The sequence below is a fragment of the Methylobacterium sp. TK31 genome (assembly GCF_055361545.1).
Window position 1 is genome coordinate 976,233 of the sequence record NZ_CM143964.1, and the last position, 24,762, is coordinate 1,000,994.

The window sequence follows — 24,762 nt, forward strand, 5'->3', positions numbered from 1 at the left end:
TCAGCCATCTGACCCATCGGGCTGAAACCTTGAGGACGACATCGATGCGTACCGTTTCCCTCGCGCTCCTGGCCGGATTCACGCTCGGCGTCGTCGCGCCGGCGCAGGGCGCCGACCTCGACTATGGCGTTCTGCGCGGCTCGGATTACGAGCCGGAGGTCCAGGTCATCGACTGGAACGGTGTCTATTTCGGCGGACACGGGGGGTACTCGTCGGCATCGGCCGGCTTCAAGAATGCCTATACGCCCCTGATCGCGAACGCGTTGCGCTACTCGAACGCTGAGTCGAGTTTCAACGCATCGACCATGCTCGCGTCGCGTGGCGGCGACACGGAGGGTGCGAGCTACGGCGCCTTCGCCGGTTTCAACTATCAGTTCGACGATACCGTGATCGGTATCGAAGCCGACTACACGCGCTTCGATCGGACCGCTGCGACGCAAGACTACATCAGTCGCTTCAAGTCGGGATCCGACGGTTACATCGAGACCGTGTCGCTGAACGGTGCGGCAACCTCCCGGATCGAAGACTATGGAACGATCCGTGCGCGCGGCGGCTACGCGATCGGGAACTTCCTCCCATACGTGACCGGTGGCCTGGCGATCGGGCGTGTTCAAACCGAGCAGTCGGTCGCGATTCAATATTACGGGTACGATACGGTCGCCTATAAGGCCAATCAGGCTCTGACCGCCGGCAACCCCGTGGCAGTAAAGAATTTTGGCTATACGGCGAACGGCTTCGATCCAAACAATCCCGAAGACGGCACCCCGGCCACAAGAACGGTCCGGAACGCCAAGACGAAGACGATGGGCGGTTTCGTTCTAGGCGCCGGACTGGAGTTCGCCCTGACGAGCAACATCATTCTGCGCGGCGAATATCAGTACGTGATGCTCAATGATTTCCAGAAGAGCGCCGCGAACCGCATTGCCGTCAACACCGTGCGTGCCGGTGCCGCCGTGAAGTTCTAACGCTCCCAAGAACTCGCTCGTACAGTCAGACTGGGATCATCGCCCCGGCGATCAGGCCCACCGCCCGGAGTTCATTCATGCTTCGCCTCGTCCTCCTCGGCAGCGCCGCGGCCGTGTCCATGGGGGCGGGGCCCGTCCATGCGGGCGGTGAGCCCGGCCCGATCTCTCGGCGCCCGCTTCCGCCGGCGCACATCGCCTATCGCGATCCGGCCTACGCCGCGCGGGTGCGGCCGTTCTTCGTGGCTCCGGTGCCGCGCGCGCCGCGATCCCTGGCGCTGCCGCTCTACAACGAGCCGCCGCCGCGCTTTCCCGTGCCCTGACCCGCCTCAATTCTCCAGCTCGGTGTCCCAGTACAGGTAGTCGAGCCAGGTGTGGTGATACTCCCGATGGTCGAATTCCGGCTGGCGGCGGTGCAGTTCGTGCCGCGTCGGCCGGTGCGGCTCGTGGAGGAGCGGCATGTCCGCCTCCGCCGGGGTGCGGTTGGCCTTGCGCAGGTTACAGGGCGAGCAGGCCGCGACGACGTTCTCCCAGCTCGACAGGCCGCCGCGGGACCGGGGCACCACGTGGTCGAAGGTCAGTCCGCCGGCCGGCAGCCGCAGGCCGCAATACTGGCAGGAGAAGGTGTCGCGCAGGTAGATGTTGTAGCGGGTGAAGGCGGGGCTGCGCGCCAGCGTCACGTAGCTCTTCAGGGCGACGACGCTGGGGACCCGCAGGGACCGGGACGGCGAGCGCGCCTCGACGTCGTAGCTGGCCACCAGGGTGACCCGGTCGAGGAACAGCGCCGTGAACGCGTCCTTCCAGGACCAGAGCGACAGGGGATTGTAGGAGAGCGGCCGGTAATCCGCATTCAGGACGAGCGTTTGGAGATCCAGCATCGGCGCTACCCTCTCGACGGGTCAACGGAGGGACAACGCGCAGGGGTCGGCCGGCGCATCGTCCCAGGTTGGTGAAAGATCGGACATCTCCGCATCCCGGGGCGTCGCCGCACGGACCGGGACGGGTGCAGGGACCGGCCTCCGCAAGGGCGCCGGCGAGGCGCGGGAGAAGCGGTCATTGGCCAAAAGCCGTCGCATCGGGCGAAAACGCCCGGTTCGTGGCGACGCTCATCGGCGCGGATGGTCGTCGCCACCTCCTCGCACGGGAACGAAAAGGCCAAGTCCATCGGGGCTTAGTCTAATATCAGCGTGACACGCTTGTGAAGGTCGCAACCGCTTTCCACGAGGTCGCGCCCACAGGCCCTCGGCTCGGGGGGGGGCCTTCTCGGCCCGCCGCACCCGTTTCGGCCCGAATATGGCGCGTCGTCAGCCTTTCGCCCCATTGCTCGGCGATGGGGCGGGCCCCGGTCGCTCCCCGTCCCCGGAACGCGCAGGTCCTGCCCGCGCGCTTCGGGCATGCGGGTTGCCAGTGGCCCGACGAGGCGAGGCGCGGCGGCGCGCCAGGACCGCGCGGTGGCGCGGGACGAAAGGATCATCATGCGCGACATCCCGAGAGGCCAGACGACCCGCGGCATCCGGAAAGCGGCCGTGATCGCCGCCTGGCTCGGCGCCCTCGTCCTGGCGCCCGTCGGCGCGGTGGGGCAGGGGGCGCCCGCCGCCCCGGCCGCCACGGCGCCGGCCAAACCCGTGCAGGCCGGCGCCCCGCCCGCCGCGCCCGCGGAGGCCAAGCCGGCCGCCAAGGCACCGGCCCCGAAACCGGTCGTCTCCGAGCAGATCCAGAACGTCCGCGACCAGCTCGACGCCGCCAAGGCCGATCTCGAGCAGCGCGAAAAGATCCTGACCGGTCCGAACGTCGGCAGCGGCGACCTGACCCGCGCCCGCGACGGCATCGAGGCCATCGCCGACAAGATCCGCCACGTCATCGACATCACCACGCCGCGCCTCGAGGCCGCCCGCGAGCGCCTGACCCAGCTCGGCCCGAAGCCGAAGGAGGGCGAGGAGGGCGAGGACGTGGCGCGCGAGCGGACGGAGCGCGAACACGCCGTCGCCGAGATCGACGAGACCCAGCGGCTGGCGAAATCGCTCCTCGTCCAGACCGACCAGATCGTCGACCAGGTCTCGAACCGGCGGCGGGCGGCCTTCACCCGGGGCCTGTTCGAGCGCTCGACCGCCCTGGTCAGTCCCGACCTGTGGATGCGGATCGCCGCCGACATTCCCCGCGACCTGCGCGCGCTCCAGAGCGCGGTGGAGGATACCGCGGCGCTGTTCGGCCGCAACGGCACCATCGGCAACCTGCTGCTGCTGGGGATCGCCTTCGGCATCTCGATCGCCCTGTATTTCGGCCGCCGCAACATCGCGCCGCGCCTCGGCCGCCGCGACGCGAAGGCCGTCGCCCCCTCGCAGCGGCGCAAGCTCATGGCCGCCTGGCGGGTGTTCCTCCTCGGCACCATCCCGGCCTTCATCGGCAGCTACGCGGTCTACTACGCCCTCGACGCCACCGACCTCCTGCCCCTACGCCTGCTGCCGGTGGCGGGCGCCATCCTGGGCGGCCTCGCCTTCATCGCCTTCGTGGAGGCCCTGGCCGATGCGCTGCTCTCGCCGGACAAGCCCTCCTGGCGGGTGACCAGCATGGACGACACCGCCGCCGCCCGGGTGACCCGGCTGGCCGTGGGCATCGCCATCGTGATCACGGTGGTCAAGTCGATCGAGGCCCTCAATTCGGGCATCTCGGCCGCCCTCCCGGTCTCCATCGCCACGCGCGGCATCGGGGCTCTGGCCACGGCCCTCATCCTGGCCATCGGCCTGCACCGCTTCGCCGACACGGCGGAGAAGGAGGAGGCCTGCTTCGGACCCTACGTGGCGCCGGAGGCGACCACCGGCATCGGCGGCCCGGCCCGTCTCCTCGGCTGGGCGGCGGCGGTCACGATCGCGATCGCGCCGCTCGTCGGCTACGTCGCCTTCGCGGCCTTCCTCATCGACCAGCTCGTCTGGGTGGCGGGCCTGTTCGTCCTGCTGTTCCTGCTGATCTCCAGCGCCGACACCTTCATCGGCGGGACGCTGGGCGACGACACCAAGATCGCCACCGCGCTCCAGGCCAATACCGGCCTGCGCAAGCGCTCGATCAACCAGATCGCCGTCCTGGCGACCGGCCTCGCCCGCGTCGTCCTCGTCATGGTGGCGGCCCTGCTGGCGCTCGCGCCCTGGGGCCTCGACTCGACGGACGTGTTCTCCTCGGTGCGGACCGCCTTCTTCGGCTTCAAGGTCGGCGACGTCACGATCTCGCTCTCCACCATCGTGCTGGCGATCGGGCTGCTCCTTCTCGGCATGGCGGTGACGCGCGCGATCCAGCGCTGGCTCGAGCAGACCTACCTGCCGGCCACCGATCTCGATGCCGGACTGCGCAATTCGATCTCGACCATCGCGGGCTATATCGGCTTCCTGCTCACCCTCGCGCTGGCGTTCTCCTATCTGGGCCTGAGCCTGGAGAAGCTCACCATCGTGGCCGGTGCCCTCTCGGTCGGTATCGGTTTCGGCCTGCAATCGATCGTCAACAACTTCGTCTCGGGCCTGCTGCTGCTCTGGGAACGCCCGATCCGGGTCGGCGACCAGGTGCTCATCGGCGACAGCGAGGGCATCGTGAAGCGCATCTCGGTGCGCTCCACCGAGATCCAGACCTTCGACCGCTCGGCCGTGATCGTGCCGAACTCGAATCTGATCTCCGGCATCGTGAAGAACCGGGTGCGGGGCGACCGCACCGGGCGCGTGAGCATCACCGTCAGCGTCCTGCGCAACCAGGACCCCGTCCACGCGGCCGAACTGCTGATGGGCTGTGCCCAGGCGCAGCCGGACGTGCTCAAGGAGCCGGGCCCCCGGGTGGTCTTCCGCAAGATCGGCGACCCGTTCCTGGAGTTCGAGCTGATCGTCATGATCGTCGACGTCAGCCTCAGCCTGAAAGTGCAGAACGATTTGAACCTTGCGGTGTTTCAGACCTTGTCGCAGGCCGGAATGATCCCGGCGCTGGGACCGGGCTCCAGCGTGGTCACCGTGCAGGGCCTGGAGACCTTCCAGAGCGCCGTGGGGCAGATCGCCAGCGTGTTTACGCAGCCGCAACGCTCCGGGGACCAAAGCTCGCCGCAGCGCGCCGAGGACCGGCTCGACGAGGTCGAGCCGATGCGCTCGGCGGAGGCGGCCCGGCGGCGCGCGGGAAGCTGACGCGGGATTTTTTAGGAGATCGGGACGTGGGGCGGAGATCGGTACGGGGTTTCGGGGCCGGCCTGGCGGCCGGCGGTGTGGCGCTGTTGACGGGCTGCGCCACTCCGGAGCCCGTCAACGCCACTCTGCCGAGCCTGTACTGGCCGATGACCACGCAGTCGGCCCAGGTCGATACGGCGACCGCCCGCGACATGATCTCGGCCTATCGCGCCCGCAGCGGCGCGGGCAAACTGCGCCTCGACCCCGAACTGCAGAAGCTGGCCGAGGCGGAAGCGGCCGCCATGGCCACCGCCGACCGGCCGAGCCGGGCGCAGACCGTCAAGAACGCGGTGGAGCGGCTCGGTTTCCACTCGGCCGAGGCGAACCTCTCGGCCGGCTACCACACCCTGGCCGAAGCCTTCTCGGGATGGCGCGACAGCCCCGCCCACAACGCCGCGATGCTGGCGCCGGACGCCCAGCGCATGGGCATCGCCACGGCCTATGCACCGGACTCCAAGTACAAGGTCTACTGGGCGCTCCTCCTGGCGAAATAAGCCCCGCCCGGCGTCGACAGGACCGGCCGCCCGGGTCCGGCGCTTCGCCGATCAGGGAAAGCCCTTCATCCGCGGCATGGGGGAGGTTTCGCTCAGAAGCGTCACCGTCACCCGGCGGTTGGCGGGCAGGTAGGGATTGTCGGGAAACAGCGGCTCGGTGTCGGCCTTGCCCGTGACGGAGGCGAAGCGGTCGTCCGGCACGCCGCTGCCGGCGAGGATCTCGCGCACGCTGATCGCCCGGTTGGACGACAGCTCCCAGAGCGGTGCCGGGGGACGGGTGCCGGGACGGTCGGTCGCGGTGTAGCCGGTGATGGCGATGCGGTTCGGCATCTTGCGCAGGGTCAGCGCGATGCGTTCGAGGAGGCGCCGGGTCCGCGCATTGGGCCGGCTCGATCCGTCGGGGAACATCGAGGCGCCGTCCTGGTCGACGATCGAGACGTCGACCCCGCGCTGCGAGGGCGCCACGATGATGTTCTTCGAGAGTTCGGCGATCTCCGGCATGTCCTGGAGCGCCTGGCGCAGGCTCGCGGCGGCGAGGCCGGCACCGTCCGGATAGCCCTTGTCCGGCATGCCCTCGTCGACATTGCCGTCGACGGCCGGCGGAGTCGTGTGGTCGCTGGCGAGCTCGGGCGGGATGTCGCGCTTGTACTTGACCTTGTCGGCATGCGCGAGGCCGTCCTTCTCGATGATGCCGGCGAAGCGCGACTCCTTGTTCACGCCGAAGGCGTCGCGCATGGAGCCGGCCACCGCCTGCATCTTCTTCTGGTCCTGGGTCGAATAGGCGGCGATCATCACGAAGAAGCTCATGAGAAGGGCCATCAGGTCGGCGAAGGTCACGAACCAGCCGTGACCGCCATGGGCGCCGCCGCGCTTCTTCTTAGCCATCTGCGCCGTCGCGCGTGCTGGGGGCGCGTGCCATCACGCCGGCTCGGCCACGAGTTCGTCGCGATGATTGTGCGGCAGGTAGGCGATCAGCATCTCGCGCACCAGGGACGAGCTCTTGGCGTCGCGGATGAGCAGGATGCCGTCGATGATCAGCGAGCGCGAGACATCCTCCTCCTCGAGCTTCACGTGGAGCTTGTCGGCCAGCGGCAGGGTGATCATGTTGGCGATCAGCGCGCCGTAGAGGGTGGCGAGGAGGGCGGTCGCCATGGCCGGGCCGAGCTTCGAGGGGTCCGACATGTTGGCGAACATCGTCACCATGCCCAGGATGGTGCCGATCATGCCCCAGGCCGGGGCGCAGTCGCCGAAGGCGCGATAGATCTTCGAGCCCTCGTCGAGGTGCATCAGGAAGTTGTCGCGGTCCCGCTCCATGGTGTCGCGGATGAACTCGCGATCGTAACCGTCGGCGATGTAGCGCGCGCCCTGCGCCAGGAAGGGGTCGGAGATCTCCATGTTCTCCAGGGCCATCGGGCCGGACTTGCGCACCACGTCGGCGATCTTGGTGATCTCCTCGATGAGGTCGCGCGGCTTGATGGCGCGCATCGAGAAGGCGTAGCGCAGGCCCATCGGCAGGCCGTGCATCATCGTCGAGAAGGGAAAGCGCATCATCGTGGCGGCGGTGGCGCCGCCGAAGATCACGATGACGGCGTGCTTGTCGAAATAGGCGGCGAAGTTGCCGCCATCGATCATGATCAGGACGAAGACGACGGCGAAGCCGCCCACGAGGCCGATACCGGTTGCGAGATCCATGGTCACTCGAGCCTGAGCGGCTGCCCGCATGCCGCGTTGGCGCCGCAGGACGAGGCGCCGTCCCCACGATTAGGGATTCAGGTTGAACGAACCGTAAAAACCCTGGCCAAACGCTGCTCGATCGCGTCATGCCCCGTTCAGGGAGGCCACGACATAAGGCACGGCACGCCAAGGGTTTGGCGGCCTCTCCCGGGAAGCGCGGTCGCGACCCGGTCCGGCATCGGAGCACACGGTATTATGTCGTTGGTTCGTCTGTACGCGCGCGTGATGGGTCTTCTGGGCACCGATCGTCGCCTGGCCGCCGTCCTGGCCTGCGCCAACGTGGCCCTGGCCGTGGCGGCGTTCGCCGAGCCGCTGCTGATGGGCCGCATCATCGACCAGCTGACCCACCTCAAGTCCAGCTCCAACGCCTTCACGACGCTGGCCCCCCTGATCGGGGCCTGGGTGGCCTTCGGCCTGTTCACCATCGCGGCCGGCGTCACGATCGCGCTGCACGCGGACCGGCTCGCCCACCGCAACCGCCTGACGGCGATGGCGAATTACTTCGAGCACGTGCTCGAACTGCCGCTGGCGTTCCATTCCTCGAACCATTCCGGCCGCGTCCTGAAGGCGATGCTGGAAGGCTCGAACGGCATGTTCTGGCTCTGGCTCGGCTTCTTCCGCGACCACTTCGTCGCCTTCGTCTCGCTGATCGTCCTGCTGCCCATGACCCTGTTCGTGAACTGGCAGCTCGGCTCGATCCTCGTCGTCCTCGTGCTCGCCTTCACGGCGCTGACCACGATGGTGATGCGCCGCACCGAGACCCTGCAGGGCCGGGTCGAGGCCTACCAGTCCGGCTTGGCCGAGCACGCCTCCGACGCCCTGGGCAACGTCGCCGTGATCCAGTCCTTCACCCGCGCCAAGGCGGAGAAGGATGCGATGCACGACATCATCCGCAACCTGCTGGCCGCGCAGATCCCGGTCCTGTCCTGGTGGGCGCTGGCCAACGTGGCCACCCGCGCCTCCGCGACCCTGACCATGACGGCGATCTTCATCACCGGCATCGCCCTGCACCAGCACGGCCAGGCCAGCGTCGGCGAGGTCGTGGCCTTCATGAGCCTCGCCACCATGCTGGTGACGCGCCTCGACCAGGTCGCCACCTGCATCAACGGCCTGTTCCAGCAGATGCCCAAGATCGACGAGTTCTTCGAGATCCTCGACACGACGCCGGCCGTACACGACCGCCCGGGCGCCCAGCAGGTCGCGCGCTTCGACGGCGAGGTCGCCTTCGACGGCGTCGGCTTCTCCTACAATGCCCGCCGCAAGGCCGTGGAGGACGTCTCGTTCACGGCCCGGGCCGGCGAGACCGTCGCCCTGGTCGGCACCACCGGCTCCGGCAAGTCGACCACCCTCGGCCTGCTGCACCGCGCCTTCGACCCGGACCATGGGGCCATCCGCATCGACGGCACCGACATCCGCGACATCGGCCTGTCGTCTCTGCGCCACAACATCGGCGTCGTCTTCCAGGAGCCGATGCTGTTCGCCCGCTCGATCCGCGAGAACCTCCAGGTCGGACGCCCGGACGCCACGGATGCCGAGATGCTCGACGCCCTCGAGCGTGCCCAGGCCACCGAGTTCATGGCCCGCCAGGCGGACGGGCTCGACACGGTGATCGGCGAGCGCGGACGCTCGCTCTCCGGCGGCGAGCGCCAGCGCCTCTCGATCGCCCGCGCGCTCCTCAAGAACCCGCCGGTGCTGATCCTCGACGAAGCCACCTCGGCCCTCGACGCGACCACCGAGCGCAAGCTCCAGGGGGCCCTGGAAGCCGTGATGGAGGGCCGCACGACCTTCGTGATTGCCCACCGCCTGGCGACGATCCGCAACGCCGACCGCATCCTCGTCTTCCACGAGGGCCGGATCGTCGAATCGGGCAGCTTCGACGACCTTGTCGCCCAGAACGGCCGCTTCGCCGAACTCGCCCGGGCGCAGTTCATGGCGGCCCAGGAATCGGAAGGCCTGCCGCTCGCGGCTTGAGCCACGCCCCTCCAGACCCCGACGCATCACCCCTCGCCCGCCAGTCCGGGCGAGGGTTTTTTGTCGGCGCCCGAGTGGCTTGGCAGAGATTTTGGATGTCGTTCCTCATGCCGGCGAGCACCGGCCTGGGCTCAGCCGTGAGTCGCCGGGACGGGACCGGTTGGGCGCGGGGCCATCACTCGGCCGGGACCGCCGTCGCGTCCTCCGCCCAGACCCGGAACTTCGTCAGGCGGTTCGGGCCGAAGGTGTGGGTCAGGGGCACGTCCGCCGCATCGCGTCCGCGCGCCACCAGGATCCGGCCCCGCCGGGGGGCATTGTTGCGCGGGTCGAACACGTGCCAGGCGCCGCCGAGATAGACCTCCGTCCAGGCGGCGAAGTCGCCCGGGGCGTGCGGCTCGGGCTCGCCGATGAAGCTGAGATAGCCGGTGCAGTAGCGGGTCGGGATGTTCAGCGCCCGGCAGAAGGCGACGAACAGGTGGGCGTAGTCCCGGCACACGCCGCGCCGGCTCGCGAAGGCATCGGCGGCGGTGCGATCGACATGGGCGTAGCCGTAGCCGAACGTGATATGCTGGTGGACATAGTCGCAGATCGCCTGCACCCGCGACCAGCCCGGGGCGAGGTCGCCGAACAGCGCCCAGGCCTCGCTCGAGAGCAGGTCGGACTCGCAGTACCGGCTCCCGACGAGGAACGGGAGCGCCTCCTCCGGCAGATCCTCGACCGCATGCTCCTCGGCCTCCGGCACCACCGGATCGAGGTCGCCGTCGTCCTCGATCTCCGCCTGCACGCTCAGGGTCAGGACACCCGCCGGAGCGACGAAGCGCACGGTTCTGTTGCCGAAGACGTCGCGGAAGGTGCGGACCGGCAGCGGCGGATCGAGGGCGAGCACGTCCGGGGGGACCGCGGCGAGGCCCTTGGCCGAATAGGAATTGAGACGGGCGATGACGGGGGTCGGCTGTGGGAAATCATAGCCCATCTCGCAACCGAACCTGATCCGCATCGAAGCTCCCCCGGGCCGGCCGCCGCGCTGCCGCCTTCGCCCTCACTGCCCGCGCCCGAACCGGGACACTAGGCCGCCAGGGTCACAGGCGGATGTCATTGCACGCCCTGCGCGCAGATGAAGCAGCGGGCTCAGAGCCCCCGGGCCCGCGCCTGCTTCTGCTGCATCCGCGCCTGGAGCCGCACACGCCGCGCTGCAATGACGGTGCCATTGATCTCGCCCCCGAACAGGAACATCGCGGCGAGCCAGTAGAGGAAGACGAGGAACACCATCGCGGTGGCGAGGCCGCCATAGGTGGAGGCGTAGGCGTTGGAGAAGCGGTCGAGGTAATAGCCGAAGCCGAGGCCGGCCAGGAACCACAGCAGCAGCGTCACGGCGATGCCGGGCACCACGGCCAGCACCGTGCGGCGCCCGGTGGCGACGAACTTGTGGGCGATCACCAGCACGGTGAGCAGCAGGAAGGCCGTGATGCCGATGCGGCCGATCGCGACCGTGAGACTCAAGGGCTCGAGGCCCGGCGCCACGTTGATGACCTTGCGCCAGATCAGGGGCCCCAGCACCACCAGGAGGGCGAAGGCCAGCATGGCGAAGGCGCCGCAGACGACGTAGCCGATGGATTCGAGGCGCGTCAGCCACCATGGCCGCACCTCGCGCAGACCGTAGGCGCGGTTCAACCCGACGCGCAGGCTCTCGACGCCCGACGACGAGAAGTACAGCGCCAGCAGCGCGCCGAGGGTGAGCACGCCGCCGCGCTGCTCGGTGAGCACCCGGTGCACCTCGTTGACGATGGGCTTGGCGACCTCGCGCGGCCAGGCATCGAAGATCAGGACGCTGGCCTCGTCGGCGAGCGACTTCGTGCCGAACAGGCCCGCCAGGGCGGCGAGGAGGATCAGGAACGGGAACAGGGCGGTCAGGCTCGACAGGGCGATGTGGCTCGCGATGGCCCAGCCGTCATGGGCGACGAAGCGCTGGGCGGCGACGCCTGCGATCTCGAAAGGCTTGCGGAGACGTCTCACGGGGCGGGGGTTCGTCCTCGAACGGGGCGGGAGGCGGGCGTGTCTTCTAAACGCAACGCGGCCGGTTCGCGCAACGTGCCGCGCGGGCGGCACCGCCCGGCCGGCTTGAAATCTCCGCGACCCTGTGATGCGTGGCCCCCGTCATGCCCGCGCCAGCCCCGTTCCTCGTCCCAGCCCTCTTCGTTGTGATCTGGGCGACGGGCTTCGTCGCGGCCCGCTTCGTCTCGCCCCATGCCGAGGCCTTCACCTTCGTGGCGGTCCGGGTCGTCGCGGTCGCACTGGTGCTGGGCGGCCTCGCCCTGATCCGGGGAGCGCGCTGGCCGCGCGAACGGCCCGGCTGGCTCCATGCCGGGCTCGCCGGCGTGCTGATGCAGGGGATCTACGTCATCGGCGTGTTCTGGTCAGTGCAGCACGGCCTGCCAGCGGGCATCGCCGCCCTGGTCGGCAGCCTGCAGCCCCTGCTAACCGCGACCCTGGCGGGCCCGGTTCTCGGCGAGCCCGTGAGCCGGCGGCGCTGGCTCGGCATCGGCACCGGCTTTTCGGGCGCGCTTCTCGTCCTGGCGCCGAAGATCGGCGCAGCCGACTCGGCCGGAATTCCGGTTCCGGCCCTGGCCGCCTGCCTCTTCGCGATGGTAGCGATGACCGGCGGTACCCTCTGGCAGAAGCGGCACGGCGCCGGTGCGGACCTCCTGAGCAACGCCGCCGTCCAGTTCGTCGGCGCCGCCTGTCTCGCGGTGCCGGTCGCTCTCCTCTTCGGAACCGGCGGCTTCGACGCGTCCACGCCCCTGTGGCTCGGCCTCGCCTGGTCGGTCCTCGTGAACTCCGTCGGCGGCATCCTGCTGCTGCTGATGCTGATCCGCCGCGGCGCCGTGGCGGGGGTCGCCTCCCTGCTGTTCCTGGTGCCGCCGGTCTCGGCGGCGATGGCCTATGCGCTCTTCGGGGAAGCGCTGGCGCCGATCCAGATGGGCGGCATGGCGATCGCCACGCTCGGGGTCGCCCTCGCCAGCCGCGGGTAAGCCCATGACCGCCCGAAGACGACTTTTTCTTTGAGAAACATCTCAATAAAATTCATCACGCCGCGGACGACAAAGAAGAATCAGGGTTTTTTGCCCTGACGGATAATGAATTCAGGCGGGATAGTGCCGCACTGCGGCGAGACGCCTCTACAGGGGCGACAAACCTGCCTATAATGGACTGCAAAGTCTCATTCCCTCGCCAGCGAGTTTGCCATGTCAGCCTCTCCCGTCGTCTCGACCGAACCGCAGGACCTCGTGACCCTGGCCCGCGAGGCGGCCGAGGCCGCCAAGGGCCTCGTCGCCGAGGCGACCCGGCGGGTGCGCACCACGATCCTGTCGGACGAGGGCAAGATCTCGGCCGAGAAGATGGAGACGCAGCAGCACGCCACGCACGGCCTCGCCTGGATCGCCACCTACGCGGAGGGCGTCCGCGAGCTCGGCGCCTACGCCCAGCGCCTGACGGAGAGCAGTGATTTCGGAGAGACCGAGAGCCTCCTCGTCCGGATCGGCCTCGGTGAATACCTCGACCAGATGTTCTCCGGCATTCCGATGAGCCAGGGCGAGATGGTGCGGCCCACGGGCTCCCTCGGCCTAGCCGCGCGCGAGGTCGCCAAGTTCCGCACGCCGGCGGTGGAGACCCTGATCGCCGAGGGCAACACCCCCGAGAACCGTGCCGCCCTCGTGGCCCGCATCCGCGACAACGGCGGCGCGGCCACCATCGGCAAGTCCGGCCTCGACGAGGACATGGAGGCGATCCGCTCCGAGATGCGCCGCTTCGGCCTCGCCGAGGTCGTGCCGCACGCACACGAATGGCACAGCCAGAACGCCTACATCCCGATGGAGATCGTCACCAAGATGGCCGAGCTCGGCGTCTTCGGCCTGACCATCCCGGAGGAGTACGGCGGCATGGGCCTGCCCAAGATCTCCATGTGCGTGGTCTCCGAGGAGCTGTCGCGCGCCTATATCGGCGTCGGCTCCCTCGGCACCCGCTCGGAGATCGCCGCCGAGCTGATCCTGTGCGGCGGCACCGAGGAGCAGAAGCACCGCTTCCTGCCCGGCATCGCCTCGGGCGACACGCTCCCCACCGCCGTGTTCACCGAGCCGAACACCGGCTCCGACCTCGCGAGCCTTCGCACCAAGGCCGTCAGGGACGGCGACGTCTGGAAGATCTCGGGCAACAAGACCTGGATCACCCACCCCGTGCGCGCCGACATCATGACCTGCCTCGTGCGCACCAAGCCCGAGGAGAAGGGTCACAAGGGTCTTTCGCTCCTCATCGCCGAGAAGCCGCGCGGCACCGATGCCGAGCCCTTCCCGGTCCAGGGCCTGTCCGGCGGCGAGATCCACGTCCTCGGCTATCGCGGCATGAAGGAATACGAGCTCGCCTTCGACAACTTCGAGGTGCCGGCCGGCAACCTCCTCGGCAAGGTCGAGGGCAAGGGCTTCGCCCAGCTCATGCAGACCTTCGAATCCGCCCGCATCCAGACGGCGGCGCGCGCCATCGGCGTGGCGCAGAACGCCCTCGACCTCGGCCTGCGCTACGCCGAGGACCGGGTGCAGTTCGGCAAGGCCCTGATCAACTTCCCCCGCGTGGCCGACAAGATCGCCATGATGGCGGTGGAGATCAACATCGCCCGCCAGCTGACGTATTTCTCGGCCCGGGAGAAGGACGAAGGCAAGCGTTGTGATCTCGAGGCCGGCATGGCCAAGCTCCTCGGCGCCCGCGTGGCCTGGGCGGCGGCCGACAACGCCCTGCAGATCCATGGCGGCAACGGCTTTGCTCTGGAATACGCGGTGAGCCGCGTCCTGTGCGATGCGCGCATCCTGTCGATCTTCGAGGGCGCCGCCGAGATCCAGGCCCAGGTCATCGCCCGCCGCCTGCTCGAAGCCGCCTGAGCCTGGCACCCAAATACCGGAACGCCGGGGCGATCCGATCGCCCCGGCGTTCCGGTATTCCACGAGGGTGTCGTCGAGGTCGCGCTACTTGGTGACCTTCACCGAGACGGGGTCGCTCGACGGGAAGGTCTCCTCCAGCGCCTCGTCGAGGCGCGCGTCGAGTTCGCCCTTCTGGTTCTCGGGGCGGTTCTTGTCCGACCCCTTCGGGGCCGCCTGGCCGGTGGTGGAGATGGTGTCGGTCTCCGGCGTCTTCTGATGATCGGCCATCCTGGGCACTCCTTCGGCTCGCGGGTCAGCGCCTTCGTCGGCACGTCGTCCCTGACAACGCCGCGGGCGCGTCCGGTTTCCATGGCGGGGACCGGACGGTGCGCCGGGCACACGGCCCCGGATGCGAAACGGCCCGGCGGCGACCGAGCCGGCCCCGGCGCGGCGCGATCCTCCCTCAGGGGGCCGCCGGGACCTGGGTCCGGGTTGCGGCCCGGCTTGTGCGGGCGCCCGCCGTCCGGGCCTCCCGCAGGACGAAGTCGTAGACCTGCGTGAGGCGGTCGAGATGCGCGTCCGGGGTCAGCGGTGCGGCCCAGTAGCGCTCGTAGGCGGCCCGGCTCATCCGCTCGGCGAGACCGTCGTCGGAGAGCCGGACGAGGTGGGCGGCGAGGGAATCCGGATCGCCCGAGCGGAACCAGAAGCCGGTCTCGCCGTCCTCCACCGCCTCGCGCCCGGCGCAGGCGTCGCTGACGATCACCGGGGCGCCGCAGGCGAGCGCCTCGTAGACGGTGAGGGGCTGGCCCTCGTACCAGACGCTCGGGAAGACCAGGGCGCGCGCCTGCCGCATCAGGGCCTGGACGCCGGCCTCGTCGCGCCAGCCCAGCATCACCGCCTCGGGATAGCGCGCCGCGAGATCCGCGCGCGCCGGCCCGTCCCCGACGAAGACCGGACGGACGCCGGCGCGGCGCGCCGCCTCGGCGAAGATCGGCGCGCCCTTCTCGGTGGAGATGCGCCCGACGAACAGGAAATCGCCCGGCGGCCCGGAGCGGAGGGGCGCCTGGGCCACCGCGATCGGGTTGTCGACCCGGTGGAAGCGGGTCGAGCTCGGGAGATGCGGGGCGACGACCCGCTCCTGCAGGGCGCTGAGGGTGACGATGTGCGGGAACAGCGCCTTCAGGCCGGCCACATGCTCGAGGCCGAGGTGGCGCACCACCCGCAGGAGCTTGCGCGGATAGCTGCGCGCATCGCAGTTCGTGGTCAGGCAGCCGAGGGACATCGGCGTGCGATGGCAGATCCGGGCGGCCGGATACTCGTAGAACCCGCCGTTCGGACAGACGAGGAAGAACTCGTGCATCGTGTAGAGCAGCGCCAGCCCGGAGGCCGCGAGGCTGCGCCCGATCGAGGGCGAGAGCGCCTTGGCGAAGGCATGGACGTGGACCACGGTGTCCCGCGGGTCGAGCCCGCGCAGCTCCATCGCCAGGCGCCGGGCCGCCGGTCGGTTCCAGATCGCCTGCGCGGCGAAGGCGAGCTTGTTCGTCGTCGTGCCGATATCATCCTGGCCGAGGCAGACCACACGGATGCCGGCCGCCTCCAGGCGGGGATCGGCGGGACCGACGGCGGCGAAGACCGTGACGCCATGGCCCCGCGCGCGCAGGCCGAGCGCCGCATCCAGCGCCACCTTGGCTTGGCCGCCATTGATGAAGGCATGGTCGACGACGAGGACGAGGTGCATGGTGGACAGTCCCGGCCAACGACGAGGTCTTCGCGGATCTTTACCGAACGTGCGTTGATCTCCGGTAAATCCACGCGTCTGCGGTGGTTCTCGCGCGGACCGCTGCGGATTCCTTGGGCATTGCCAGATCGTCGGGCCTCTCCATGCAGATCGTCGTGTTGGCCGAGTTCGCGGTGGCGAGCGGCGGCGCCGAGAAGGTCGCGGTCGAATCCGCCCGCGGCCTCGCCGAGGCGGGGATCGACGTCACGTACATCCAGGCCATCGACGGGCCGGTGGATCCGCTCCTCGACCATCCCCGGATCCGCCGCCTGAGCCTCGGCAACACCGATATCTGGCAGCGCCCGGCCCATCGCGCCGCCCTGGACGGGCTCTGGAGCGCGGAGGCGGCCGCCCGGCTCGGGGCCGCCCTCGACGGGTTGCCGGTGCGGCCGGACCTGATCCACCTCCACCAGTGGACGCGCAGCCTATCGCCGAGCGTCTTCCCCGCCCTGTTCGCCCGCGACGTCCCGGTGGTGGCGACCCTGCACGACTACTTCCTCGCCTGCCCGAACGGGGTCTATTACCGCTTCGACCAGGCCGAGCCCTGCACCCTGACACCGCTCTCGGCCGCCTGCATCGCCGCGCCCTGCGACGGCCGGAGCCGGCTCCACAAGCTCGTGCGCGTCGGCCGCTCGGTCTCCTTGCGCGCCGCCCTGAAGCGGCGGCGGCTGGACGTCATCCATGTCTGCGACGCGAGCGTCGCCCGGATGGGCGCCTTGCTGGAGGGGCTGGCGCTCACCCACCACCGGGTCGACAACCCGGTGCGGGTGGGCCGGCAGGCCCCCGCCGATCCGGCCCGGGGCGATGCCATCGCGTATGTCGGGCGCCTGACGCGGGAGAAGGGCGCCGACTTGGTGGCCGCGGCCGCAGGCGCCGCCGGACTTCCGGCCCTGTTCATCGGAGCCGGCCCCCTGGAGAACGAATTGCGGGCCCGCCCCGGGGTCGAGCTCATCGGCTGGCAGGAACCGGACGCCGTCTGGTCGCTCCTGCGCCGGCGTGCCCGGGCGATCGCCGCCCCGTCGCGCTGGTACGAGACCGGGCCGCTGACGGTCTACGAAGCCCTGGCCCACGGCATCCCGGTCATCGCCTCGACGCGGTCCGGCGCCTCCGAGAAGGTCGCCGACGGCGTGAACGGTTATGCCGCTTCGCCGGAACCGGAGACCTGGGCGAAGGCCGCGGCGGCATTCCGCGACGACGGCCTGACCGCCCGGCTCGGCGCCGCGGCCCATGCCCGGTACTGGGCGGCCCCGATGACCCTGGACGCCCACGCGGCCGCATTGATCACGGTCTACGAGCGCATCCTCGGCGCCCGGACCGGACGCTCCGCGGGTGCGAACCCGAGGGGCATCGATTCCGCGGCTTGAAGGCAAACCGGAAAATTGGCACAATTCTGCAACTTTCCGGGTCAGGCGTCTTGACCTCCATATTGCACCGCAACATAAATCTCTCGCAACGCACCGAACGATTCGGTCGTGAGTGGAGAGAACGGACATGAACGGTCAGACCTTCGAGATCCCCGCCGAGATGCGCACGCTCGCCGAGAAGAGCGTCGATCAGGCCCGCACCGCCGTCAGCACCCTCTTCGGCAACGCTCTCAAGACCGCCGAGCAGATGCAGACCACGTCGAAGTCGGTTCAGGAATCGATGCAGACCGTCGTCGCCAAGGGTCTCGATCAGGTCCAGGAGAACGCCGCCGCGACCTTCGACTTCGCCCAGAAGCTGGTGCGCACCCGGGATATCCGCGAGGCGATGGAACTGCAGAGCGAATTCTTCCGCAGCCGGATCGCCAATCTGCAGGCGCAGGCCAAGGACCTCGGCACGCTGGCCCAGAACACCCTGCGCCCGTCCGCCTGAGCGCGGCGCGCAAGTCCGGCACCTGCGGCAAGTCCGGAACCTCCGGCAAGTCCAGGACTTCCGGCAAGTCCAGGACTTCCGGCAAGTCACGGACCCGGGGCAAGTCCGGGACCCGGGTGACGATTCCGGACCGCCCCCCCGGGGCGGTACCGGGGTGCGGCGTCGGCCCGCACACCATCCCGCCGATTCGGGCTATTCTTTCGCCTGAAACGGCAAGGAGACAGAGCCATGGCAAGACGGCGCAAGACGCCCTCCCGAGCGCAGGACCGATCCGCAACGCAGCCAGGGACGGCAGGCATCCCGGAGGAGGGATCGATGACCGCTGACATCGTGCACGGCGCCGGCGCGGGTGACCACGACCTCCCGGCCGGACCCGAACAGGCGCCGAGCGTTCACGAGACGCTTCTCGAGGGCGTCTCGCCGGATGCCCTGGCGGCGGCCGGCGGCGGGGAGGGCGAGACCGCCCCGGCCGCCGACGAATCCGTGAGCACCGGGTCGGAGACCTCCGAACGCGCAGAGGACCTCACCGTGGTGCCGGAGGAGGTCGGCGCATCGGCGGCGGCGGCGAATGAGACGCTCGAGGTTGCGACGCAGACCGTCGAGGCCGTCGTTCAGGTTCTGCCCGATCAGGATTTGCCAGATCAGGCCTCGCCCGATCAGGACTTGCCCGATCAGGCCTCGCCCGAGACGATGTCCGACGGCCCGTCGGCGGCGCTCCCCGCGGTCACCGGCGTGCAGGCTTCCGTCGGCAAGCGCACCGAATTGGCGAAAGCGCCGCGGATCTCCGAAGTGATGGGTGAGCTCGGCGAGGTGAACACCACGCTGCTGACCTACCTGCGGGGCGAGAGCGCCGCGGCGGTGGCCCATTGGCAGGCGCTCTCGGGCGCCAAGACCCCGGCCGATGCGCTCCGCCTCCAGGTGACCGAGATGCAGCGGGCCGCCGATGCCTCGCTGAGCTGCTTTGCCGCCCTCGCCAAGCGGGCCGGCCGCTTCACCGGCTCGCTCGCCCGGCGCTGAGAGACCCGGCCCCCGGCGCCCCTCGCGCCGGCGGCCCGACCCGTCTAGATATCCCGCAATCCGTCGCGGCCGCGCCCCAGATCGGGGCAGGGCCGCCACGCCCAGGTTCCGGGAGTTTCCATGCCGCGCACATCCCTTCTGCTCGTTCCGCTGCTGACCGCGACGCTCGCCGCCGCGCCCGCCACGGCGCAGATGATGAAGTCGCCGGATGCCCCCGAGAAGGCGGTCCCGGAGAAAGCGGTCCCTCTGGCCAAGGGCCAGGTCCAGCTCTCCTTCGCGCCGGTGGTGAAGCGCGCCGCTCCCTCGGTGGTGAACGTCTACGCCTCGCATGTCGACACGCGGGGCCAGAGCCGCAGCGCCATGGACGAGTTCATGCGGCGCTTCTTCGGCGACAATGGCGGCGGCCGCGGGCGCGGCGGCGCACCGGGCGAGCGGGCCCAGAAGTCCCTGGGCTCCGGCGTGATCGTCGACGAATCCGGCCTCGTCATCACCAACAACCACGTCATCGAGAACATGAACGAGGTCCGCATCGCCCTCGCCGACCGGCGCGAGTTCGAGGCCACCATCGTGCTGCGCGACCCCCGCACCGATCTCGCCGTGGTCAAGATCAAGAGCCCGTCCGGCGGCCTCATCCCGATGGCCTTCGGCGATTCCGAATCTCTCGAGGTCGGCGATTTCGTGATGGCGATCGGCAACCCGTTCGGCGTCGGCCAGACCGTGACGCAAGGCATCGTCTCGGCGCTCGCGCGCACCCAGGTCGGCTCCTCCGACTACCAGTTCTTCATCCAGACGGATGCGGCGATCAATCCCGGCAATTCCGGTGGCGCCCTGGTCAACCTCCAGGGCCAGCTGGTCGGCATCAACACCGCGATCTACTCGCAATCCGGCGGCAGCCACGGCATCGGCTTCGCCATTCCCGCCAGCATGGTCCGCGCCGTGGTGGAGACGGCCAAGGGCGGGGCCACCGCCGTGCGTCGCCCCTGGCTCGGCGCGCGGGTCCAGAGCGTGACCCCCGACATCGCCGAGAGCATGGGGCTCGACCATCCCACCGGCGTGCTGGTGGCGAGCCTCCAGGCCAAGAGCCCGGCGGAGGAGGCCGGCCTGAAGCGCGGCGACCTCATCCTCACGGTGGACGGGAAGAGCGTCGACGATCCGGAGGCCTTCGGCTACCGCTTCGCCCTGAAGGGTCTCAGCGGCCAGACCCAGTTCGGCATCCTGCGCGGCAGCGGCCGCTCGACCGTGGCGGTGAAGCTCAGCCCCGCCCCCGAGACCCGCCCGCGCGACACCCTCAAGGTGCGCACCCGCTCGCCCTTCCTCGGCGCGACCCTGGTGAACACTTCGCCGGCGGTGGCCGAGGAGCTTCAGGCGGATTTCCCCGCCGAGGGCGTCGCGGTCGCCGGCGTTGACGAGGGCTCGATCGCGTCGCGGGCCGGCCTGCAGAAGGGCGACATGATCGTCGCGATCAACGGCATGCCGATCGCCACCACGAAGGACCTGGAGCGGATCACCCGCAACAGCCTCAACATGTGGGAGGTCTCGATCAACCGCGGCGGCGAGGTGATGACCTCGATGTTCGGGGGCTGACGCCCCGACCGGACCCGTCGCCGGCCGGGGAGGGCGCGCATTTCCCAGTTGCGGGCGGCGGGCACCCGCGTCTTTGATGCGCGGATGTCCGACCTCTTCGCCTCCGCCGGCCTCTCCCAGGCCGCCCCCCGCCCCCTCGCCGATGCCCTGCGCCCGAAGACCCTGGACGAGGTGGTGGGGCAGGAGCACCTGACCGGGCCGGACGGGGCGCTGACCCGCCTCCTGAACGCCCGGTCCTTCGGCTCGCTGGTGTTCTGGGGGCCGCCCGGCACCGGCAAGACCACCGTGGCACGCCTGCTGGCCCACGAGACCGACCTGCATTTCGAGCAGATCTCGGCGATCTTCTCAGGGATCGCCGAACTCCGGAAGGTGTTCGAGGCGGCCCGCGGGCGCCGGGCGATGGGCCGGGGCACCCTGCTCTTCGTCGACGAGATCCACCGCTTCAACCGGGCGCAGCTCGACGCCTTCCTGCCCGTCATGGAGGACGGCACGGTGACGCTGGTGGGCGCGACCACCGAGAACCCGTCCTTCGAGCTGAACGCCGCGCTCCTGTCGCGCGCGCGGGTGCTGCTGTTCCGCGCCCTGGACGACGCGGCCATCGCCAAGCTGCTGGTGCGGGCGGAAGCCCTGACCGGCCGCACGCTGCCGCTCGACGCGGAGGCGCGGGGCGTGCTGGTCCGCATGGCCGACGGGGACGGGCGCGCCGCGCTCACCCTCGTCGAGGAGGTCTGGCGCTCGGCCAAGGCGGGCGAGATCTTCGACGCCGATCAGCTGCAGGCGATCATCCAGCGGCGCGCCCCGATCTACGACAAGTCCCAGGAGGGGCACTACAACCTCATCAGCGCGCTGCATAAGACCGTGCGCGGCTCCGACCCGGATGCGGCTCTGTACTACCTCTGCCGGATGCTCGACGGGGGCGAGGACCGCCTGTTCATCGCCCGGCGCCTCGTGCGCATGGCGGTGGAGGATATCGGGCTCGCCGATCCGCAGGCCCTCGTGGTCGCCACCGCCGCCAAGGACGCCTTCGACTTCCTGGGCTCGCCGGAGGGCGAACTGGCGCTCGCCCAGGTCACGGTCTATCTCGCCTGCGCGCCCAAATCGAACGCGGTCTACGAGGCCTACAAGGCCGCCACGCGCGTGGCGAAGGAGCACGGCTCCCTGCCGCCGCCCCGGACCATCCTCAACGGATCGACGAAGCTGATGCGCAAGATCGGCTACGGCGAGGGCTACCGCTACGACCACGACGAGCCCGACGCCTTCTCGGGCCAGGATTACTGGCCGGAAAAGCTCGGTCGCCAGCACTTCTATGCCCCCACGGAGCGGGGCATGGAGAGCCGCTACACCGAGCGCCTCGCCCATTGGGAAGCCTTGCGCCGGCAGCGCCGGTCCGAGCAGGACTGAAGCTTCGCCGCACCGATCGGACCCATCGGGCGAACACCCGTGTCGGCCTCGGGGCCGGCGCGCGATCGCGCCTACCCGTCGTCGCCGCACGATCGTTAACACAATCTGAAAAGAGAGCTCGAATTTTACTGGTTTTCCTGAAAATAGGGCAAGTTGTATCTTGTATAAGGGGGTCATCACGGATGTTCTTGCCGGAAGGCCATAAACGCGATGACGATTTACTACGTCGACTCTTCTTTCACGGGCGGCTCGAACAAGAGCGGCCTCTCGGCCGACGCGCCCCTGACCAGCCTCGACGCGGTCAACAAGCTCAAGCTCCAGGCCGGTGATACCGTCGCCTTCAAGGCCGGCACCGCCTACACCACCTCGGCCGCCGGCATGGGCGCGCTCACCATCAGCGCATCGGGCACCGAGAAGGCCCCCATCACCTTCACCAGCTACGGCAGCGGCCCCGCCCCGACCATCACCAACACGGCCACGGGCTATTCCGACGGGATCTATGTCGGCAACGCCAAGTACGTGGTCATCGACGGGCTGAACATCACCGGCGCCGGACAGGCCGGGGTCAACGTCAGCAAGTCCGCCAGCCACATCACGATCCAGAACGTCGAGGCGAGCAACGTCGGCGAAGGCGTGATGCTCGTCGGCACCGACAACCTCGTCACGCGCAGCTACTTCCACGACCTGAAGATGATCAAGAACACGGCCAACGTCTACGACGACGATTACGGCGCCGTCGGGGTGATGATCGCCAACAGCAACAACGAGGTCTCGTACACCAAGATCGTCAACGCCAAGGCGCCGAGCTTCGACTACAAAAACGATGGCGGCGGCATCGAGCTGTTCGGCTCGATGGACAACATCAAGATCCACAACAACTGGGTCGAGAACAGCGTCGGTTTCATCGAGGCCGGCGGGTTCAAGAGCACCCTGACCAACATTTCGATCTCGAACAACGTCAGCCTGAACAACACCGGCTTCCTCGTGCTGCACAACGGCGGTGGAAACTTCGCCAGCACGTTCAAGAATGTCGACGCCAGCAACAACACCATCATCGACCAGAACAACAGCGCCAAGCAGATGGCCAGCGTCTTCCTGGATGCGCCCTCCCAGAAGGGCGAACTCTCCTTCCACGACAACGTCATGTACATGAATACCGGCGACTCTTTCTTCAAGCAGGTCGGCGACTATCATTACAACAACACATTCTACGCGCCCTCCAAGGCAACGCACCTGTATAACAACTGGAACATGACCCTGAATTCGGGGGAGAAATACATCACGACCGCACCGACGGGTGGCGCCTCGATCGTCGAGACGCTCACGGCCGTGTCGGGCGGCATCGGCGCTTCCCTGGTCTCGGCAGATTCGGTCGGCCTGAACTCCGCCAAGCCGACCCCGATCGCCAATCCGGTGCCGGTCGAGATCGCCCCCGTCGCGCCGGCGCCGGTCGTGCCGGCTCCCACGCCGCCCACTTCACCGCCCGCCGCCAACGGTGACAAGATCACCGAGACCTACGACGCGGCCGGCGTTCTCATCAACAAGACCGTCCTGCACGCCGACAAGTCCACCGACGTCTATCTCGCCGGCATCAAGGGCCGGGACTACGTTTCCGCCCATACCAGCACCGACAGCGCCGGCAAGGTCGTCCTGCAGGAGCAGTTCCGGGCCAACGGCAGCCTGCTGATGAAGAAGGTCGTCGGGATCGACACCACCACCGAGACCTATGACGCGGCCGGCACCCTCACCAACAAGACGATCCTGCACGCCGACAAATCCACCGACGTCTATCTCGGCGGCATCACCGGCCGGGACTACACCTCGGCCCATACCAGCACCGATAGTAGCGGCAAGGTCGTCCTGCAGGAGCAGTTCCGGGCCGATGGCAGCCTGGCGATGAAGAAGGTCGTCGGGCTCGACACCACCACCGAGACCTACGACGCGGCCGGCACCCTCACCAACAAGACCGTCCTGCACGCCGACAAGTCCACCGACGTCTATCTCGCCGGCATCAAGGGCCGGGACTATACGTCAGCCCATACCAGCACCGACAGCGCCGGCAAGGTCGTCCTGCAGGAGCAGTTCCGGGCCGATGGCAGCCTGGCGATGAAGAAGGTCGTCGGGCTCGACACCACCACCGAGACCTACGACGCGGCCGGTGTTCTCACCAACAAAACGATCCTGCACGCCGACAAGTCCACCGACGTCTATCTCGCCGGCATCACGGGCCGGGACTACACCTCGGCCCATACCAGCACCGACAGCGCCGGCAAGGTCGTCCTGCAGGAGCAGTTCCGGGCCGATGGCAGCCTGGCGATGAAGAAGGTCGTCGGGCTCGACACCACCACCGAGACCTACGACGCGGCCGGCACCCTCATCAACAAGACCGTCCTGCACGCCGACAAGTCCTACGAGGTCTACGCCAACGGCGTCACCGGCCGGGACTACGTGGCCTACCACGAGAAGTACGGCACCGATGCGAAGAGCCTCTACCTCGACGTGACGAAGGCCGACGGCTCGCACATGGTGACGGTCAACGGCTCGAACTTTGCCTTCAAGGTCGATGGACCCGCGGAGTCGATCTCCCTGAAGGGACAGAGCGACACGCTGGTCTTCGAGAAGGCGTTCGGCGGCAGTGCGGTGACCGGCTTCGATGCGGGAACCGGCGTCGGTCACGACGTGATCGATCTCAACGCCACCCTGGCGTCGAACTTCGCGCAGCTGAAGGGGATGATGCAGACCACGGGTCACGACACCCTGATCACCTTCAGCCCCGCCGATCATATCCTGCTGAAGGGCGTGGTCGCGGAGAGCCTGACGGCGTCGAACTTCGCCTTCCACTACGACCTTCACTAGGTACGGCCGGCGCCAGGA

The 24,762-nt window shown here is 68.9% G+C and carries 20 protein-coding genes; 13 read left to right on the forward strand and 7 right to left on the reverse strand.

Annotated elements, in window-relative coordinates; genetic code table 11:
- Positions 1-44: 44 nt before the first annotated feature.
- On the forward strand, positions 45-965 hold the full coding sequence (locus ACXJY8_RS04485; protein WP_463776507.1) for an outer membrane protein: 921 nt from the start codon (positions 45-47) through the stop codon (positions 963-965).
- Positions 966-1,042: 77 nt separating this feature from the next.
- A complete protein-coding gene (locus ACXJY8_RS04490) occupies positions 1,043-1,285 on the forward strand; it encodes a hypothetical protein (protein WP_463776509.1) in 243 nt (80 codons plus the stop codon).
- A 6-nt stretch (positions 1,286-1,291) separates the two neighbouring features.
- Here the strand turns inward: ACXJY8_RS04490 and ACXJY8_RS04495 are convergent, their stop codons facing one another.
- Positions 1,292-1,840, reverse strand: coding sequence for an HNH endonuclease (locus tag ACXJY8_RS04495; RefSeq protein ID WP_463776512.1), 549 nt, complete (start codon positions 1,838-1,840; stop codon positions 1,292-1,294).
- 597 nt (positions 1,841-2,437) lie between these two features.
- On the opposite strand from ACXJY8_RS04495, the gene ACXJY8_RS04500 reads away from it, so the two are divergent.
- The gene (locus ACXJY8_RS04500) at positions 2,438-5,113 is read left to right on the forward strand and encodes a DUF3772 domain-containing protein (protein ID WP_463776515.1); all 2,676 of its coding nucleotides are present in this window, start codon (positions 2,438-2,440) and stop codon (positions 5,111-5,113) included.
- Between the two features lie 26 nt (positions 5,114-5,139).
- Positions 5,140-5,646: a CAP domain-containing protein gene (locus ACXJY8_RS04505; protein ID WP_463776517.1), complete on the forward strand. Its 507-nt coding sequence runs from the start codon at positions 5,140-5,142 to the stop codon at positions 5,644-5,646.
- A 51-nt stretch (positions 5,647-5,697) separates the two neighbouring features.
- On the opposite strand, the gene ACXJY8_RS04510 is transcribed toward ACXJY8_RS04505, so the two are convergent.
- Both ACXJY8_RS04510 and ACXJY8_RS04515 read right to left on the reverse strand, forming a co-directional pair.
- Complete coding sequence (locus ACXJY8_RS04510) at positions 5,698-6,531, reverse strand: OmpA/MotB family protein (protein WP_463776520.1); 834 nt, start codon at positions 6,529-6,531, stop codon at positions 5,698-5,700.
- Positions 6,532-6,564: 33 nt separating this feature from the next.
- Positions 6,565-7,338, reverse strand: a complete 774-nt coding sequence (locus ACXJY8_RS04515; protein WP_056221112.1) for a motility protein A — start codon at positions 7,336-7,338, stop codon at positions 6,565-6,567.
- Positions 7,339-7,575: 237 nt separating this feature from the next.
- Between ACXJY8_RS04515 and ACXJY8_RS04520 the strand changes: the two genes are divergently transcribed.
- Positions 7,576-9,351 (forward strand): glucan ABC transporter ATP-binding protein/ permease, encoded by a 1,776-nt coding sequence (locus tag ACXJY8_RS04520; RefSeq protein ID WP_463776523.1) that lies wholly within the window; start codon positions 7,576-7,578, stop codon positions 9,349-9,351.
- A gap of 175 nt (positions 9,352-9,526) precedes the next feature.
- On the opposite strand, the gene ACXJY8_RS04525 is transcribed toward ACXJY8_RS04520, so the two are convergent.
- Both ACXJY8_RS04525 and ACXJY8_RS04530 read right to left on the reverse strand, forming a co-directional pair.
- On the reverse strand, positions 9,527-10,348 hold the full coding sequence (locus tag ACXJY8_RS04525; protein WP_463776526.1) for a transglutaminase-like domain-containing protein: 822 nt from the start codon (positions 10,346-10,348) through the stop codon (positions 9,527-9,529).
- A gap of 131 nt (positions 10,349-10,479) precedes the next feature.
- Positions 10,480-11,364: a YihY/virulence factor BrkB family protein gene (locus ACXJY8_RS04530; RefSeq protein ID WP_463776530.1), complete on the reverse strand. Its 885-nt coding sequence runs from the start codon at positions 11,362-11,364 to the stop codon at positions 10,480-10,482.
- Positions 11,365-11,507: 143 nt separating this feature from the next.
- On the opposite strand from ACXJY8_RS04530, the gene ACXJY8_RS04535 reads away from it, so the two are divergent.
- Together ACXJY8_RS04535 and ACXJY8_RS04540 are read left to right on the forward strand one after the other, a co-directional pair.
- Positions 11,508-12,380: a DMT family transporter gene (locus ACXJY8_RS04535; RefSeq protein WP_463776535.1), complete on the forward strand. Its 873-nt coding sequence runs from the start codon at positions 11,508-11,510 to the stop codon at positions 12,378-12,380.
- 213 nt (positions 12,381-12,593) lie between these two features.
- Positions 12,594-14,276, forward strand: coding sequence for an acyl-CoA dehydrogenase family protein (locus ACXJY8_RS04540; RefSeq protein WP_463776540.1), 1,683 nt, complete (start codon positions 12,594-12,596; stop codon positions 14,274-14,276).
- An 84-nt stretch (positions 14,277-14,360) separates the two neighbouring features.
- On the opposite strand, the gene ACXJY8_RS04545 is transcribed toward ACXJY8_RS04540, so the two are convergent.
- Positions 14,361-14,543, reverse strand: a complete 183-nt coding sequence (locus tag ACXJY8_RS04545) for a hypothetical protein (protein WP_463776545.1) — start codon at positions 14,541-14,543, stop codon at positions 14,361-14,363.
- A gap of 175 nt (positions 14,544-14,718) precedes the next feature.
- Positions 14,719-15,993 carry a glycosyltransferase family 4 protein gene (locus ACXJY8_RS04550; protein ID WP_463776547.1) on the reverse strand — a complete coding sequence of 425 codons (1,275 nt, stop codon included), beginning with the start codon at positions 15,991-15,993 and terminating at the stop codon, positions 14,719-14,721.
- A gap of 143 nt (positions 15,994-16,136) precedes the next feature.
- Here ACXJY8_RS04550 and ACXJY8_RS04555 point away from each other — a divergent pair, with 143 nt between their 5' ends.
- The 6 genes from ACXJY8_RS04555 (at position 16,137) to ACXJY8_RS04580 (ending at position 24,744) form a co-directional block, all read left to right on the forward strand.
- Positions 16,137-17,396, forward strand: a complete 1,260-nt coding sequence (locus tag ACXJY8_RS04555; protein ID WP_463776550.1) for a glycosyltransferase — start codon at positions 16,137-16,139, stop codon at positions 17,394-17,396.
- Positions 17,397-17,523: 127 nt separating this feature from the next.
- Positions 17,524-17,886, forward strand: coding sequence for a phasin (locus tag ACXJY8_RS04560; protein WP_463776555.1), 363 nt, complete (start codon positions 17,524-17,526; stop codon positions 17,884-17,886).
- A 315-nt stretch (positions 17,887-18,201) separates the two neighbouring features.
- Positions 18,202-18,903 (forward strand): hypothetical protein, encoded by a 702-nt coding sequence (locus ACXJY8_RS04565; protein WP_463776559.1) that lies wholly within the window; start codon positions 18,202-18,204, stop codon positions 18,901-18,903.
- 120 nt (positions 18,904-19,023) lie between these two features.
- Positions 19,024-20,487, forward strand: a complete 1,464-nt coding sequence (locus ACXJY8_RS04570) for a Do family serine endopeptidase (RefSeq protein WP_463776561.1) — start codon at positions 19,024-19,026, stop codon at positions 20,485-20,487.
- 84 nt (positions 20,488-20,571) lie between these two features.
- Positions 20,572-21,888 carry a replication-associated recombination protein A gene (locus tag ACXJY8_RS04575; protein WP_463776565.1) on the forward strand — a complete coding sequence of 439 codons (1,317 nt, stop codon included), beginning with the start codon at positions 20,572-20,574 and terminating at the stop codon, positions 21,886-21,888.
- A gap of 210 nt (positions 21,889-22,098) precedes the next feature.
- On the forward strand, positions 22,099-24,744 hold the full coding sequence (locus tag ACXJY8_RS04580) for a right-handed parallel beta-helix repeat-containing protein (RefSeq protein ID WP_463776568.1): 2,646 nt from the start codon (positions 22,099-22,101) through the stop codon (positions 24,742-24,744).
- Positions 24,745-24,762 lie beyond the last annotated feature (18 nt).

Excerpts from the sequence above, each read along its gene's own strand:
- ACXJY8_RS04485 (WP_463776507.1), top strand. The coding sequence starts at position 45 with ATGCGTACCGTTTCCCTCGCGCTCCTGGCCGGATTCACGCTCGGCGTC.
- ACXJY8_RS04490 (WP_463776509.1), top strand. The coding sequence starts at position 1,043 with ATGCTTCGCCTCGTCCTCCTCGGCAGCGCCGCGGCCGTGTCCATGGGG.
- ACXJY8_RS04495 (WP_463776512.1), bottom strand. The coding sequence starts at position 1,840 with ATGCTGGATCTCCAAACGCTCGTCCTGAATGCGGATTACCGGCCGCTC.
- ACXJY8_RS04500 (WP_463776515.1), top strand. The coding sequence starts at position 2,438 with ATGCGCGACATCCCGAGAGGCCAGACGACCCGCGGCATCCGGAAAGCG.
- ACXJY8_RS04510 (WP_463776520.1), bottom strand. The coding sequence starts at position 6,531 with ATGGCTAAGAAGAAGCGCGGCGGCGCCCATGGCGGTCACGGCTGGTTC.
- ACXJY8_RS04515 (WP_056221112.1), bottom strand. The coding sequence starts at position 7,338 with ATGGATCTCGCAACCGGTATCGGCCTCGTGGGCGGCTTCGCCGTCGTC.
- ACXJY8_RS04520 (WP_463776523.1), top strand. The coding sequence starts at position 7,576 with ATGTCGTTGGTTCGTCTGTACGCGCGCGTGATGGGTCTTCTGGGCACC.
- ACXJY8_RS04525 (WP_463776526.1), bottom strand. The coding sequence starts at position 10,348 with ATGCGGATCAGGTTCGGTTGCGAGATGGGCTATGATTTCCCACAGCCG.
- ACXJY8_RS04535 (WP_463776535.1), top strand. The coding sequence starts at position 11,508 with ATGCCCGCGCCAGCCCCGTTCCTCGTCCCAGCCCTCTTCGTTGTGATC.
- ACXJY8_RS04540 (WP_463776540.1), top strand. The coding sequence starts at position 12,594 with ATGTCAGCCTCTCCCGTCGTCTCGACCGAACCGCAGGACCTCGTGACC.
- ACXJY8_RS04545 (WP_463776545.1), bottom strand. The coding sequence starts at position 14,543 with ATGGCCGATCATCAGAAGACGCCGGAGACCGACACCATCTCCACCACC.
- ACXJY8_RS04550 (WP_463776547.1), bottom strand. The coding sequence starts at position 15,993 with ATGCACCTCGTCCTCGTCGTCGACCATGCCTTCATCAATGGCGGCCAA.
- ACXJY8_RS04555 (WP_463776550.1), top strand. The coding sequence starts at position 16,137 with ATGCAGATCGTCGTGTTGGCCGAGTTCGCGGTGGCGAGCGGCGGCGCC.
- ACXJY8_RS04560 (WP_463776555.1), top strand. The coding sequence starts at position 17,524 with ATGAACGGTCAGACCTTCGAGATCCCCGCCGAGATGCGCACGCTCGCC.
- ACXJY8_RS04565 (WP_463776559.1), top strand. The coding sequence starts at position 18,202 with ATGACCGCTGACATCGTGCACGGCGCCGGCGCGGGTGACCACGACCTC.
- ACXJY8_RS04570 (WP_463776561.1), top strand. The coding sequence starts at position 19,024 with ATGCCGCGCACATCCCTTCTGCTCGTTCCGCTGCTGACCGCGACGCTC.
- ACXJY8_RS04575 (WP_463776565.1), top strand. The coding sequence starts at position 20,572 with ATGTCCGACCTCTTCGCCTCCGCCGGCCTCTCCCAGGCCGCCCCCCGC.
- ACXJY8_RS04580 (WP_463776568.1), top strand. The coding sequence starts at position 22,099 with ATGACGATTTACTACGTCGACTCTTCTTTCACGGGCGGCTCGAACAAG.